Here is a 13,219-nt window from a genome sequence, read left to right as displayed (position 1 = left end):
GGTAACCGGGATCATGAGACATCACGTCCTGCGTTGGAGTCTAATTCTCGGAGTCGTGTGTTGGGGGGGCGTTCGCCAGTCGAGAGCGCAAGGGCCCACGATCGAAGAAGGGACGCCGCCCGAGCCTGGTTCGCGAGATTCGATGCTCCCCGATGCCCCGGGGTCGGGAGGCAGTGGTGGCTTGGGGAACAATCCGGGCGACATCGGTCAGATTCTCGGAGGGCGTCCCGGCGCGTCCACGCCGCGAATCCCGACCTCCGCGGCCGACCCAACGCAAGCGCCTTCGCCGACCTCCCTCCAGATGGGCATCAGCGCCCCCAAGCCACGGGCCACGCCGGAAGCGCCTTTTTATGGGTCGCTGTCGCTTCCTGAAGTGTTGGAAGACGAAGGGCCCGCCGGAGGGCTAACCCTCGATGCGGCCATCGACCGGGCGTTACGGGAGAACCTCGACCTTCGCGCCAAGTTTTTTGAGATACCCCAAGCCCAGGCCGACATCCTCCAGGCCGGTCTCCGCGCCAATCCGATCCTCTATGCCGACAGCCAGTTGATCCCCTACGGACAGTACAACCGGACCAATAACGGCGGTCCGATGCAGTTCGACGTCAACGTCACGTACCCGCTCGACGTCTCTCGCAAGCGAAGGGCGCGGGTCGTGGTCGCCACGCGAGCCAAGCGCGTGCTCGAGGCGCTCTATCAAGACGCGGTCCGGATGCGAATCGACGAGCTCTACCAGTCGTTCCTCGACGTCCTCGCCTCACGACAGACGATCCGGTATGCCCGCAAGAGTGTCGAGGGACTCGACAAGCTCCTCGAAGTCGAGCAAAAGAAATTCCAGCAGGATGTCACGACAAGAGCCGAGGTCAAACGCGTCGAGATCCAGCGCGACTCCGCGAAGATCGGCCTGCTCGACGCCGAAGAGCAATATCGCAAGACCAAGCGGAGCCTGGGAACGATTCTGAATCTTTCCCCCGGCGAGGTTGAATCGCTCGAGATCCAGGGAACGATCTTCGATAAGTTCTCTCCCCCTCCCCCGCTGCAAGAGCTCAATCGGATCGCCCTGAATGTCCGCCCCGATATCGTGTCGTATCGCCTGGGGATCCACCGGGCCGAGGCCGACGTCAAGCTGGCGCTGGCGAATCGATATTCCGATATCTACTTGCTCTATCAGCCCTATACGCTCCAGAACAATTCGCCCTTCGGCCTGAAGAGTCCGCATTCCTGGGCGGTGGGTGTCACCGCCCCCTTGGCGATCTTCAACCGCAACCAGGGAGGCATCCAGCGCGCGAAGCTCAACGTCGTCCAGACCCAGGTTCAACTGGCGACCGTTGAGCGTCAGGCGTTGACCGAAGTCGCTCAGGCCTATCAGGAGTATCAGACCTCACTCGAAATGGTGCGGAAGATCGAAAAAGACGTTCTCCCCGACGCCGAGATGGTGCTCAGCGACTCACGTCGCCTCTTCTTCGGAGGGGAGAAAGACGTGACCTACTACCTGAATGCCCAACGCGACTACAACGACCTGGTGAAGCAGTACCTCGACACCATGGTCCGACACCGGCGCAGCATGCTGGCTCTCAATACCGCGCTCGGCCATCGGGTCTTGCCATGAACCCGAGTCCACCGAGCCTGCGCGCTCGGAACGGGAGAACCGCGCGGCGAATCGAGGTGACCCGCCCCGCGGTTCCCACAGATTTCATTCGGCGAGGGAACCCGACTCACGCATCAAGCCATCAAATTCTTGACGACCTTGGCCAGGTCGGCCCCGGTGTCGGTCAAGCTGTAGAAATTGTTCTTGCCCTGACGACGAGGGGCGATGATCCCACCGTGTCGGAGCAAGGCCAGGTGGTGGCTGACCGCGGGTTGACTCTGGTTCAACTGTTCGCACAGCGCCCCCACGTGTCGCTCGCCGTCGGCAAGGATCAGGATGACCTGAAGTCGCGTGGGATCGCTCACATGCTTCAACAAAATCGAAGCACGGCGAGCCTGCTGGAACCGCTGATCCACCGTCTTGACAGGTTTCGACTTGCTCGAAGCCGTCTTGGTTGCAGCGAGCTTGGGATTGGTCTTGGTGGCCATGAGAAAGTACTCCTGCCCTGGGCATCCGGATGTGAAAACAAGGATAGGTGGATCTTCCCACCCGAGGCGTTCGGAAAAACCGCGAGAACAGCGAAACGTACGCGTCCCGGTGGAACGGTGTTTCAAAATTAATCGAGAAAAAGACGGGGGGGAGACGTGAACCACCGTCGACCTAACCGGGAGAACAACGTCGTTCTCAATTCTTATCGTAGACTATCTAATGTCAGTGCCTAGGTAAAATTTATGACAACCTTGGTGATTAAGGACATTTAACTTCATTTTTTACATAGCCGACCGGAATTTGCAATCGTTATGAATTTTGATTCGTCGCTTTCAACGAAAATGACCATGCCGAAGAATTCCGGACATTCCGCCATGATCGCGCGTGCGAATAAGAGAATGCGATAAGTGTAACGCAGGTCGGCGATTCCGCAAGTGGTCTCTGAAACGAGTTGGTCCTCAGCTTCACCAAAGATTCATAAGGCAGTCATACGCTCATGCAATCAATGACGTAAAACCCCAGCGCCGAGGGTAGAGTCCGCAGATTCGGCGACGGTGTCGGGCGCGATGACGGAGCATACCCGCATCTGTTGCCTTTGCCGGAACGACATGAGGTCCAGATTCCGTCTGACAAGAGTCGACCGGCGACGGGCCGGAGCTTCAAAAAGGAGGGAGTTGATGATGCGTCGCAACCGGGTTGGCTTCCGGCCCGCCGTCGAAGGGGTCGAGGCCCGTTTGCTGTTGTCGGCGATGACCGGTCGGGTGGCCCATTCCCGACCGCGCCAGGCCGCGATCGTGGCCCAGGCCGGAATCGACCTCTCGACGATTCCGCCGAACCCCTTGTTTTTCCCCACCGGTCAGCCCTCGCCCCATGAAGCGGCCCGCCAGCGGTTCAGCGCCAGGTTCTCGGGGCCGTTCACGGTCGGCGCCGGTCGATTCAGCAGCCAAGCCCAGCAGGTCTACATCCGAGGGAGTGGAGGATCGAACCAGTTCCTGCACGGTGACGCCCAACTAGCCGTCATCACGCCCACGGATCCGTCGGAGCCGCTCGGCGGCTCGATGACCATGTTCGACCGCAATATCAACACCAACGGCTCACTCGGCATCCAGTTGGTCGCCGATCGCGCGACCGACCTCGACGCGGCCGGCCGGCCCGTACACCTCACGATTTACGACATCAAGTCGGAAGAGAGTGGTGGTTCTTACGCGGCCGCCACGGCCGTGGGCACCGTCGATATCCGCTACAAGCCGAGCTCCCGCCGTTCGCCCGGGGTTCTGAGCCAGGGGACGGCAACCATCACGGTTCGCGCCCTCATCTACACGAGCGGAACCAACGGCATTCTCAGAAACGCCGACATCAATCCAGGAGGGCCCTCGCAGGGTCCGAACCCCTGAGCGGCGCACGCCGCCCCTGATGGTTATGGCTTCGGAGCAGGCTCCTCGGTCGAGGTCGGTACCAAAGGGGCGATGAACTTCAGGAGTTCCGACGCCTGCAAATTCTTCACCGCGTTGCCCACCTCGAGCCGCGCCAGCCGCCCCTCCGGATCGATCACGGCCGTGCAAAGGTTGTGGATGATTTCCGTCGAGGTCGGGCCGTACGTCAAGCCGAGCGGCCCGGCCACCTTGGCCAGTTCGTCGTGCGAGGCCACCGCAAACGTCCAAAGCGGCGGCGTTGCCCCCTGGATCTCCGCGTGCTTGCGAAGGACTTCCGGAGTGTCGTGCTCAGGATCGAAGCTGATCGAGAGCAGGCGAACGCGGCTCGAACGTTGCGGTGAGGCGGCGATCTTGCCGGCAAGCTCCGCGAACTTTCGATCCATCAACGGACAGAAATCCGGAAGCGGACAACGCGTGTAAATGAATGTCAGCGCCACAACATTCCCGCGCAACTCCGAGAGCTTCAGCGTCCGCCCCTCTTGAGTCGTCACGGCGAAGTCAGGGACCAGATCCCCTGGTTCCAAACGCGCCGGCGCCTCCTGAATCGTCAGGTTCTTCAGCGACAGCGTCCGCTTTTTCGGCGGCGTCGGCAGGGCGGGGTGAGTCACCACCAAGTCGGTCAACTCATAATCCTTGACGACCTTCCCCTCTTTCTCGACCCGAAGGTCCCCCTCGACTTCATCCCCAGGCTGGACATCGTCGAGGAGCGCATGGTCCTTCAAGGTGAAAGGCATCGTCATCGCATTCATGAATCCAGGGATGGACTCATGCGCGATGACGACTTGGCCTGACTCGGGAGTGACGCGTTTGACGATGCCCGTCAGCTTGTAATGAGTGAGGGTTGAAGCGGGGGCTTGAGCCTTGACCGCCTTGCGGGGGGCCTCGGCGCTCGGGGGTGTGCGCGACGTGCAACCGGCCAAGAACCCGAGCGCGGCAATGAGGGTGCATCGAAGAAGAAGTGATCGCTTCATGGAATAGGCTCAGTCTCTGTCTCGGAAGGTCGGGCTTCACCGGGAAATGAAGGACGTTTGGGTACCACGGGTTCCGTACTCGGAACCCATGCGCCTCAGGCCAAGGCATTCCCACATGGATTCCGAGTACGGGACCGCATGGCACCCGGAAGATCCGCAAACACTCCGACGGGATTCGCCTTCGGGGACAGACTCTCAAGAGGAGGCGGAATCGCGACTCGGTGTGGTGCGAAAAGGAAACGTCTCGTCGGTGGGGCTCTTGGCGATTTCCTCGAGCGCGACGGCGAGTCGCTCGACGACGATCTCAGTCAACTCCTCCCCTTTGGCCGCAGTGGCCGGCCGGGGGTCGCCCGCCCCTGAATTCGTCGTCAGGAGGTGCCAAGCGCGCGTGATCTCGACCCAACCTTGATTCACCGAATCGAACCGGGAGGGCTGCATCGTCCCCGGATCAGCCTGATCCATGGCCACGAGATCGGGGTGGTGGGCGAGAATCATACTCGTCTCCATCTCCCCCGCGTGGTCCCCCGCGTCCTCAAAGATCAACTTGTAACGGTCCGTCGCCACCTTGAACCAATGGCAGAGGAAGAGATGAACCGAGGTGGTCCGATGGAGTTCACGGAGCACCCATTTCAGGTCGTTCCCGCCATGGCCGTTGAGTAACAGACACTTGCGGATCCCATGGGCCGCCAGCGACTCCACCAGGTCGGTGATGACTTGCGCGACGGTCGACGGGTTCAGGTTCATCGCCATCGGGAACCGCATCTGATTCGTCTCAGTGCCGTAGGGAATCGCGGGCAAGAGGACGACGCGAGCCCCCCGTTGATGAGCGCGCTCACAGGCGCGCTCACCAATGAGATTGACTTGCAGCGTGTCGGTCCCGTACGGCAGGTGGAGGTTGTGCGGCTCGGTGGCCCCCAGGGGAAGGACGGCAAGATCGAAGTTCGGTTGTGCTTTGATGATTCCGTAGTTCAGGTCGGCGAGAACCCAGGGACGTATCATGATTTCAGCTTCGGGATTGGGCAGGAAGACGGATGGGTCGCCAACGCGCAGCGCCGGACGGTCGGTCTTCAGACCTTCTCCACGGTCGTCTCCAGTGCCATTGCGGACCTCACGGCCAGTCCGGTACGATCGGTGCTGGTCGTTGCCACCGCTATAGTTCCAATAAACCGTGGGTTGGCCGTCCGATGCAAGCCTTCGAAGCCACGAACTTCTATTTTGACCAGGCCGCGTCGGTACTGGACCTGACTGACAACATGCGCACCTTGATGATTACCCCGGATCGCGAACTTCGCGTCGAGGTGACCATCGAGATGGATTCAGGCCAGATCGGCAACTTCATCGGCTACAGGGTCCAGCATGACAATGCGCGCGGACCGTTCAAAGGGGGGCTCCGCTATCACCCCCACGTCGATCAGGACGAGGCCCGCTCGCTCGCCAGCCTGATGACCTGGAAGACGGCGGTCGTCGACCTCCCGTTCGGCGGGGGCAAAGGGGGAGTCAACTGCGACCCCAACAAGCTCTCGCGCGGCGAGCTCGAACGGCTCACCCGGAAGTTCGTGCAGCAGATCCACGACTTCATCGGCCCCGACAAAGACATCCCGGCCCCTGACGTTGGCACCGACGCGCAGGTTATGGCCTGGATTATGAACGAATATGCGAAGTATCATGGCTTCCACCCCGCCTGCGTGACCGGTAAGCCCGTGGAGTTCCATGGCTCGGCCGGACGTGAGGCCGCGACCGGCTATGGCGTGGCCATCGTCACGCGCGAGATGCTCGCCCGCCGGAAGCAGACGATTGCAGGGACGACGTTCGCCATTCAGGGCTACGGCAATGTCGGCAATCACACCGCGAACTTCCTCCACGAGCAAGGGGGGAAGATCATCTCCGTCTCCGACGCCTACGGCGCGATCGTCAACCTCGAAGGCATTGACATCAATGCGCTCAATGAGCACGTCGCCCTCCATCGTAAGGTCGTCGGATTCAAGGGGGGAGATCCAAGCACCAACGAACATCTCTTGACGATGCCGGTCGACGTCCTGATCCCGGCCGCCCTCGGCGGCGTCTTTGACGCCAAGATGGCCCAGGCGGTCCAGGCCAAGATTATCGTCGAGGCAGCGAACGGCCCCACCTGGCCTGAAGCCGATGAGATCTTCCACGCGCGAGACATTGCCGTCGTCCCCGACATCCTCGCCAATGCCGGCGGCGTCATCGTCAGCTACTTCGAGTGGGTTCAGAACCTTCAGCACTTCCGCTGGTCTCTCGAACAGGTGCAGCGCGAAGAGGTGAGCCGCCTGGTCGAGAGCTTCTCCAAGGTCTACGAACTGGCCGAGCGCAAGTCGGTTTCGTTGCGCACCGCCGCGTTCATGCTGGCGATTTCCCGAGTCGGCCGCGCCCGAGTCCTGGGCGGAATTTGATCCCAAGCCGATAAGAACGCTCGGACTCCCCTGGGTGAAGGCTCCCCCGAGTCTCCCCTCCGTCATTGTCAACCGAAGGCTCACCGAGCCTTGATCTCGATCCCGACCCTCGAAAGAGACCCAATTCCACCGAGCGCTATGAACGATCATCACGTCTATCAGAATCCACTTGTTACACGGTACGCAAGCCGGGAGATGGCCGAACTCTGGTCATCGCAACGTAAGTTCTCGACATGGCGGCGGCTCTGGGTCGCCCTGGCCGAGGCGGAGCGCGAACTCGGGCTGAACATTTCTGAAGCTCAGGTCGCCGAGCTGCGAGCGAACGTCGACCAGATTGATTTTGAGGCGGCCCGCAAGCACGAGAAGCGACTCAGGCACGACGTCATGGCGCACGTCCACACCCTGGGTGATGCCGCTCCCTCGGCGCGGGCGATCATCCACTTGGGCGCGACGAGCTGTTTCGTCACCGACAATACGGACCTGATCCTGATCCGCGAAGGGCTGAGCCTGATCCGCGACCAGCTCGTCGGCGCGATCGATGGCCTGGCCGAGTTCGCCCTCCGCTGGAAGGATCTCCCCTGCCTCGGTTACACCCATTTCCAGCCCGCTCAGCTCGTGACCGTGGGCAAGCGCGCAACGCTCTGGTGCTATGAGCTGATTCTCGACTACCACGAGATCGAACGGCGGATCGCGGCCTTGAGGTTCTTGGGGGTCAAGGGTACGACCGGCACCCAGGCCAGTTTCCTCGCCCTCTTCGATGGCGACCACGCGAAAGTCGAAGAGCTCGACCGACGAGTCGCCTCAGCTTTTGGGTTCGAGGGTTCGGTCCCGGTCTCGGGGCAGACGTACACCCGAAAGATCGATTCGCAAGCGACCGCCGCGCTCGCCGGCCTTGCCGAAACGGCGCACCGGTTTGGGTCGGACCTTCGTCTCCTTGCCCACGAGCGTGAGCTGGATGAGCCGTTCGAGGCTGAGCAAATCGGTTCCTCGGCCATGGCCTACAAGCGAAATCCGATGCGTGCCGAGCGGATGTGCTCGATCGCTCGATTCGCGATGGGGCTGGCCCCCGTGGCCGGGCAAACGGCCGCTACGCAGTGGCTGGAGCGAACACTCGACGATAGCGCGGTGAGGCGGCTGGTCTTGCCGCAAGCCTTCCTCGCCGTCGACGCCTTGCTGAGCCTCTACCTCAACGTCGTGCCAGGGTTGGTGGTTCATCCCGCCATCATTGGTCGACATGTCACGGATGAGCTGCCATTCATGGCCACCGAGAACCTTCTCATGGCCGGGGTCCAGGCGGGGGGGGACCGGCAGGAACTCCACGAGCGGGTCCGTACCCACTCACTGGCCGCCGCTGCTCGCCTCAAGGAAGGGGCCGGAGACAACGACCTGATCGAGCGTCTTCGTAACGACTCGGCTTTCGCAAAGCTCGATTTCGCGACCCTGCTCGACCCACTCCGATTCGTCGGTCGATCACCCGAGCAAGTGGTTGACTTCGTGGCCAGCGAGGTCGAACCGATCCGCCGCGCTCATCCCAATCTGCTCGGCCAGAAGCGCGACGTCCACGTTTAACGAACCCCTCTGCAAGCCTTGGGGGATCTCTTCCAGGCAAGCGGGGAGCGTCGGTTTCCTGTCTTCAAAACGGACCACGGAAGACAGGGAGCTCACGCTCCCCGCTCGCTCGGAATCGAAATGGGAAAGCCATTTACCGCTGGGAATCACCCTGGCGACCCGCCTGGCCATATCATCCCGGTCGAGCGACTCTTCGAGCCTTCCTCCGCGTGCAACCGACGAACCCTGTCAGGCTCGCTTGCTCCTGAGGGCGAGCACTAACGTTGTCACGCCATCCGCCTGCGCGAAGCGTCGGTAGGCGTCCGATTCCATCGGGTAGAGCGCAATGCGGCTTCGCGAGTAACTCCGTGCGAATTTCCTGAGCACGAAGCTGCCGCTCTTCGTCCGGAACCGCCTTGTGTCTAATGTGGACCTCATAGAGGAGGTCTTCGTGCGTAAAATGATAGGGGTGCGCGGAGAGCAACTCATACTGGAGGACATGGACCGGCTTGCGATCGCTCTTCGCAACGGGAACAACACTGCAAGACTCGGGGCAATCACTCGCTACCTGAATGAATGTATCCTGATAGCCCATACTTTTCACGGCGCCCCTCCTCCCACTGCTGGATTACCGTCATCAAGCACCGGATTCGCCAGCGGAGAACGATCCACCCACTCCAGGCCAAGGGTGGACTGGGATGTGGAAACGAATGGCCCGCTAAAAAACGAAGCGGCCGAGAGGGAAGCCATCACAGCATTGCGCTGTCGATGGCAGCCGTCTCGGCCGCTCGGTGAGTCGTCGAAGAATCGCGTCGGTCAGAGGATTCGGGCATCCTCGAAGAAGGCCCGGATCGTGGCGATCAAACGCGGGCAGCTTGGCGAGCCTTGCGAAGACGCTTCAGTTCCTCACGGCGGCGGCGCTCACTGGGCTTCTCATAATAGGCCTTGCGCCGCATTTCCTTCCGGAGACCGCTGCGCTCGCAGAGTTTGCGGAAGCGACGAACCGCTTCCTGGATCGACTCGCCGGACCGTACCCGTAACTTCACCACAGGCAAAACCCCCGACTTCCAGGCTCCCACCGGTTCGAGCGGCGGGAAATGACACGAAAGAGGCAGACCGGCACCAACCGGGCCTCTCTTTCGAAAACGATCGCGATTACGCGAGTATAGTCGAGGCCACGGCTCTTGTCCAAGCCCCGATCTCCACTAATTCCGGGAATCGTCAAGGCGGAGGGTCGGTCAGTAGCCCCCGGCCCCTTCGTGACTTCCATAGGAACCTCCGTACCCTCCTCCTCCGCCGCCTCCTCCTCCGCCGGCATTGCCCCCGTAGCCCCCGCGTCCTCCTCCTCCAAAGCCGCCGCCCCGACTGCTGCCTGCGCGTTCATCTCGCGGCCGGGCTTCATTGACGGTGAGCGGACGCCCCCCATAGGCTGTTCCATTCAAGGCGTCGATTGCCGCTTGCGCTTCGTCGTCGTGGTCCATTTCCACGAAGCCGAAGCCACGACTCCGTCCGCTGAACTTGTCAATGATGACCTGGCCGTTCGAGACCGCTCCGTAGGTTTCGAAGAGCTGCTTCAGGTCATCGCCTGTGGTGTCATACGGTAGGTTGCCAACGTAGATGTTCTTGCCCATGGGTCGCTAGCCTTGTTCAGAAACCAACCGGGTTCGCACTGTTGCGAACGTCGGTGCGTCATCGCCGAGGCTTCGAGGGAAGCGTCCGGTGGATCGTCCACCAGAAAAAATGGACGAGGCTCCTGCGCTTCGCGCCACTGGGTAATATGTCGATCGCGTCTCTTAAACTCAAGCAAATTCCCCGTTCGCAATGAGAATCACTTGTGGGTGGCGCGCAAATGCAGACGGCCCGGAAGGTTCCGGGCCGTCTCATCGCATCAGGAGTAGGAATCCGCTCGCGGCAATCAGGCCAGGTTGCGGTCGATCCGGGGAAGTAGCGCGGTGAAATCGAGTCGGTTCGGGCAGGCACGCTGGGCCGCGTCGAGGTCGGCGCCCGCCCAATTTCGGTCGCTTTCCGACATCAGGCTGTAGAGCCGTTTGGCTTCGTTGCGGTAGCCGTACTGGTCGTGGTAGGTGAGCAGGCGCGTCAGATCGCCGAGCGACGCATCGGTTCCCGCAGCGCGGGCACAGCGGCCGTCGCAGTCGGCACAGAACGTCGGGCCGGCGGCCAGGCAGGCGTCGCGGAGCTGTTCGATCTCCGCCTGGTTCATGGCCGTGAAACCGGAGGCCGCCAGGCTATTCTCGGTGATCTGATCGGTGTTCCGCATCGACACGCAGCAGGAGCTGATCCGTTCGTCGGACCAGATCGCGTGCAGCAGGCCCTGGTAGGGGGTGAGCCCCTTCTCCTTGAGGGTGGGGACCCGCTTGACCACGTCCTCGAGTTCACCGTGACCGGCGACCTGCTTCATGGAAACCAGGCCGATCCCTCGCTTATGGCAGGCGTCGAGCGCCCGGTTCAGCGGAGCATCCTTTTCAAGCCAGGGGGTGAACTGCAACATCACCACGTCCACGAATCCGCCGTCAGCGGCCGCCTGGATATACTCGGCCCGTTTCGGGTCATGGCACGAGATCCCGACAAAGCGGGCTTTGCCCGACTTCTTGATCGTCTCAATCGTCTCTTTCAGTTCCTTGCTCTTGGGCCAGTCCATCGATTGCGGGCCGTAGTCGCTGCCGATGCCGTGGATAAAGAAGAGATCCAGGTAATCGGTCTGAAGCGCGGCGAGCCGGCTGTCGAGCAACGGGATCAAGTCACGCGGCGAGTTGGGATGGTCCTTGGTGGCGAGGAAAATCTCTTTGCGGACCTCGGGCATCGCCTGGAGCCAGCGTGCGATGGCCGGTTCGGAACCATAACTCTTGGCCGTGTCGAAGTAACGCACACCGTTGGAGTAGGCGAATCGAAGGAGACGGTCGGTTCCCGGACTCTTCCAGGTCCCCAGGTTGAGGATGGTCACAGTCGCGCCGGTGTTGCCCAGCGGTCGAACGGGAAGCGTTGTCTTCTTCACCGCAGGAGGAGCAGCCAGGCTCCCGGTTGCGGAGGCCACAGTCATGGCTGAGGCCGTAGCGATGGCGCCGGTTTGAAGAAAACTGCGGCGATTGACTTCGGAAACGGAGTTATCGTTTTCGTGCATGAGCGTTTCTCCGCGACCCTGGCCTCGAGCTTCAATTGAGCCGGTGCGTCATTTGACGAATGTTAAACTAGTCGACGTCTCAAGGGTTGTCGAGGAGAATGTTGGCTCAGTCCTTCAAGAACAGATGGCAAGCGCTTCGCGGTCCCTGGCCTGTCGGGCGTGGGGAAGGATCTCTTCGCGGTAGACCGGGATGTGATCCGGGGCCTCGATCCCCAGGCGAACGTGGTGACCGTCGACCTTAACGATTGTGATGACAATTCCACCATCGATCACAATCTTTTCGTTCAGCTTGCGGCTCAAAACCAGCATGTCAGCCTCCGTGAGTGCTCTTCAGAAAAAGTCGATCGTAGGATTCGTCGCCGATGCGATTGTTCGCCGAGTCGTTCAAGAGCAGACGGCGAGCGCCTCTTGGTCTTTGGCCTGCAAGGCGAGCGGGAGGATTTCTTCGCGGTAGACCGGAATGTGCCCCGGTGCTTCGATTCCCAGACGAACCTGGTTGCGATCGATCTTGACGACCGTGATGACGATTCCACCATCAATCACGATCTTCTCGTTCAGCTTGCGGCTCAGGACCAGCATGGCATCGCTCCTTGATTTCACTTCCCAAAGTCGTGCGATTCCGTCGCTTCCGAGTTGCCGGCACCCGTTCTGGTGGCCCCTCTTAGCGAACGAGATTAAAGATAAGCACGGGGTGTGCCGACGTCGTCTCGTTGACCATACAAACAGTCGGAACTACTCCACCTCACGCGACTTAAAAATTTCTCAAGTTTCCCGGCCCCGAGAAATAGTACGGTGGTTTTGTCCAGTTCTACAACCTTTCTTCCCAAATCTACAGGCAAATCCGGAAAAAATGGGAAAGCGTTCGCCCAAGCAGTGCGAGTCTCTTGGTACAACCTCCCCAGCTCACGGTCTTGGGAGTGTCTCGGCCCCAGGAGGCCGGCTGGAATCAGACGCCTCGAGGGCGTCGCAATCCTCCTGGGGGATTGGTTCCGGGGATGGCAATGGAAAGGCGAAGAGGATACGATTTCCACGATCGGCCGCGCGGGTATGCGGAATGACTTGTAACTTCGAGTGCCTTCCAAGGAATCGTGTCACGTGCGTGTAGGGATCGGTCACGACACCCATCGTCTCGTCGCAGGCCGTCCATTGATCCTGGCCGGGGTCCGGATCGAGCATCCGCTCGGCCTGTACGGGCATTCTGACGCCGACGTCGTCATGCACGCGGTGGCCGATGCGCTATTGGGGGCCTCGGGACTCGGAGATATCGGCGAGCACTATCCGGATACCGATCCCCACTGGGAAGGACTCGACGGTAGCGTCCTGCTGAGGGATGTCGTCGGCCGGGTCGCTCGCAAAGGTTGGCGGCCGGTCAACTGCGACGTCATCATTCATGCGCAGCAGCCCAAGCTCTTGTCCTTCAAACAGGAGATGCGCACCAACCTGGCGAACCTCTTGGGGCTCGCCGCGCAGGAAGTCAACATCAAGGCCAAGACCGGTGAGAACGTCGGACCGATAGGCCGGGCCGAAGCCATCTCGTGCGAGGCGGTCGTGCTGCTCCAGGCGACCGACCCTACCTGATCGCGAAGTGGATCTCCCTCCCAAGGCCGCCGGCATTTTTCCTTCACCAAACGATCACGAAA

Annotated in this window: 14 protein-coding genes; 5 read left to right on the top strand and 9 right to left on the bottom strand. The window is 61.1% G+C overall.

The window, feature by feature from the left end; translation table 11 throughout:
- The first annotated feature begins 13 nt into the window (after positions 1–13).
- Positions 14–1,606 (top strand): TolC family protein, encoded by a 1,593-nt coding sequence (locus SINAC_RS25870; protein ID WP_015248523.1) that lies wholly within the window; start codon positions 14–16, stop codon positions 1,604–1,606.
- Positions 1,607–1,719: 113 nt separating this feature from the next.
- Here the strand turns inward: SINAC_RS25870 and SINAC_RS25865 are convergent, their stop codons facing one another.
- Positions 1,720–2,073 carry an ArsR/SmtB family transcription factor gene (locus SINAC_RS25865; protein ID WP_015248522.1) on the bottom strand — a complete coding sequence of 118 codons (354 nt, stop codon included), beginning with the start codon at positions 2,071–2,073 and terminating at the stop codon, positions 1,720–1,722.
- A 678-nt stretch (positions 2,074–2,751) separates the two neighbouring features.
- Between SINAC_RS25865 and SINAC_RS25860 the strand changes: the two genes are divergently transcribed.
- Positions 2,752–3,468 carry a hypothetical protein gene (locus SINAC_RS25860; RefSeq protein WP_015248521.1) on the top strand — a complete coding sequence of 239 codons (717 nt, stop codon included), beginning with the start codon at positions 2,752–2,754 and terminating at the stop codon, positions 3,466–3,468.
- Between the two features lie 23 nt (positions 3,469–3,491).
- Here SINAC_RS25860 and SINAC_RS25855 read toward each other — a convergent pair whose 3' ends face one another.
- Entirely contained in the window at positions 3,492–4,478 is a 987-nt protein-coding gene (locus tag SINAC_RS25855) for a copper-binding protein (protein WP_015248520.1), read from the bottom strand.
- A 195-nt stretch (positions 4,479–4,673) separates the two neighbouring features.
- Complete coding sequence (locus SINAC_RS25850; RefSeq protein WP_015248519.1) at positions 4,674–5,477, bottom strand: creatininase family protein; 804 nt, start codon at positions 5,475–5,477, stop codon at positions 4,674–4,676.
- A 185-nt stretch (positions 5,478–5,662) separates the two neighbouring features.
- Here SINAC_RS25850 and SINAC_RS25845 point away from each other — a divergent pair, with 185 nt between their 5' ends.
- On the top strand, positions 5,663–6,892 hold the full coding sequence (locus tag SINAC_RS25845) for a Glu/Leu/Phe/Val family dehydrogenase (protein WP_020466792.1): 1,230 nt from the start codon (positions 5,663–5,665) through the stop codon (positions 6,890–6,892).
- Positions 6,893–7,030: 138 nt separating this feature from the next.
- Entirely contained in the window at positions 7,031–8,461 is a 1,431-nt protein-coding gene (gene purB, locus SINAC_RS25840; protein WP_015248517.1) for an adenylosuccinate lyase, read from the top strand.
- 172 nt (positions 8,462–8,633) lie between these two features.
- On the opposite strand, the gene SINAC_RS39140 is transcribed toward purB, so the two are convergent.
- The 6 genes from SINAC_RS39140 to csrA form a co-directional block, all read right to left on the bottom strand.
- A complete protein-coding gene (locus SINAC_RS39140; RefSeq protein ID WP_237722768.1) occupies positions 8,634–9,035 on the bottom strand; it encodes a DUF6157 family protein in 402 nt (133 codons plus the stop codon).
- A gap of 265 nt (positions 9,036–9,300) precedes the next feature.
- Entirely contained in the window at positions 9,301–9,489 is a 189-nt protein-coding gene (gene rpsU / locus SINAC_RS25830) for a 30S ribosomal protein S21 (protein WP_026012078.1), read from the bottom strand.
- Between the two features lie 189 nt (positions 9,490–9,678).
- Complete coding sequence (locus SINAC_RS25825; protein WP_015248514.1) at positions 9,679–10,071, bottom strand: RNA recognition motif domain-containing protein; 393 nt, start codon at positions 10,069–10,071, stop codon at positions 9,679–9,681.
- 284 nt (positions 10,072–10,355) lie between these two features.
- Entirely contained in the window at positions 10,356–11,579 is a 1,224-nt protein-coding gene (locus SINAC_RS25820) for an aldo/keto reductase (RefSeq protein ID WP_015248513.1), read from the bottom strand.
- A 114-nt stretch (positions 11,580–11,693) separates the two neighbouring features.
- The gene (locus SINAC_RS25815) at positions 11,694–11,888 is read right to left on the bottom strand and encodes a carbon storage regulator (protein WP_015248512.1); all 195 of its coding nucleotides are present in this window, start codon (positions 11,886–11,888) and stop codon (positions 11,694–11,696) included.
- Between the two features lie 75 nt (positions 11,889–11,963).
- Entirely contained in the window at positions 11,964–12,158 is a 195-nt protein-coding gene (csrA, locus tag SINAC_RS25810; protein WP_015248511.1) for a carbon storage regulator CsrA, read from the bottom strand.
- Between the two features lie 516 nt (positions 12,159–12,674).
- On the opposite strand from csrA, the gene ispF reads away from it, so the two are divergent.
- Positions 12,675–13,157 (top strand): 2-C-methyl-D-erythritol 2,4-cyclodiphosphate synthase, encoded by a 483-nt coding sequence (gene ispF / locus SINAC_RS25805; RefSeq protein WP_015248510.1) that lies wholly within the window; start codon positions 12,675–12,677, stop codon positions 13,155–13,157.
- Positions 13,158–13,219: the final 62 nt, after the last annotated feature.

This window comes from Singulisphaera acidiphila DSM 18658, from assembly GCF_000242455.2.
Taxonomy (GTDB): Bacteria; Planctomycetota; Planctomycetia; order Isosphaerales; family Isosphaeraceae; genus Singulisphaera; species Singulisphaera acidiphila.
The sequence above is the reverse complement of the archived record's forward strand: the minus strand, read 5'-3'. Positions and strand labels throughout refer to the sequence as shown.

Coding starts and splice junctions, on each gene's coding strand:
- SINAC_RS25870 (WP_015248523.1), top strand. CDS start 14: ATGAGACATCACGTCCTGCGTTGGAGTCTAATTCTCGGAGTCGTGTGT.
- SINAC_RS25865 (WP_015248522.1), bottom strand. CDS start 2,073: ATGGCCACCAAGACCAATCCCAAGCTCGCTGCAACCAAGACGGCTTCG.
- SINAC_RS25860 (WP_015248521.1), top strand. CDS start 2,752: ATGATGCGTCGCAACCGGGTTGGCTTCCGGCCCGCCGTCGAAGGGGTC.
- SINAC_RS25855 (WP_015248520.1), bottom strand. CDS start 4,478: ATGAAGCGATCACTTCTTCTTCGATGCACCCTCATTGCCGCGCTCGGG.
- SINAC_RS25850 (WP_015248519.1), bottom strand. CDS start 5,477: ATGATACGTCCCTGGGTTCTCGCCGACCTGAACTACGGAATCATCAAA.
- SINAC_RS25845 (WP_020466792.1), top strand. CDS start 5,663: ATGCAAGCCTTCGAAGCCACGAACTTCTATTTTGACCAGGCCGCGTCG.
- purB (WP_015248517.1), top strand. CDS start 7,031: ATGAACGATCATCACGTCTATCAGAATCCACTTGTTACACGGTACGCA.
- SINAC_RS39140 (WP_237722768.1), bottom strand. CDS start 9,035: ATGGGCTATCAGGATACATTCATTCAGGTAGCGAGTGATTGCCCCGAG.
- SINAC_RS25825 (WP_015248514.1), bottom strand. CDS start 10,071: ATGGGCAAGAACATCTACGTTGGCAACCTACCGTATGACACCACAGGC.
- SINAC_RS25820 (WP_015248513.1), bottom strand. CDS start 11,579: ATGCACGAAAACGATAACTCCGTTTCCGAAGTCAATCGCCGCAGTTTT.
- SINAC_RS25815 (WP_015248512.1), bottom strand. CDS start 11,888: ATGCTGGTTTTGAGCCGCAAGCTGAACGAAAAGATTGTGATCGATGGT.
- csrA (WP_015248511.1), bottom strand. CDS start 12,158: ATGCTGGTCCTGAGCCGCAAGCTGAACGAGAAGATCGTGATTGATGGT.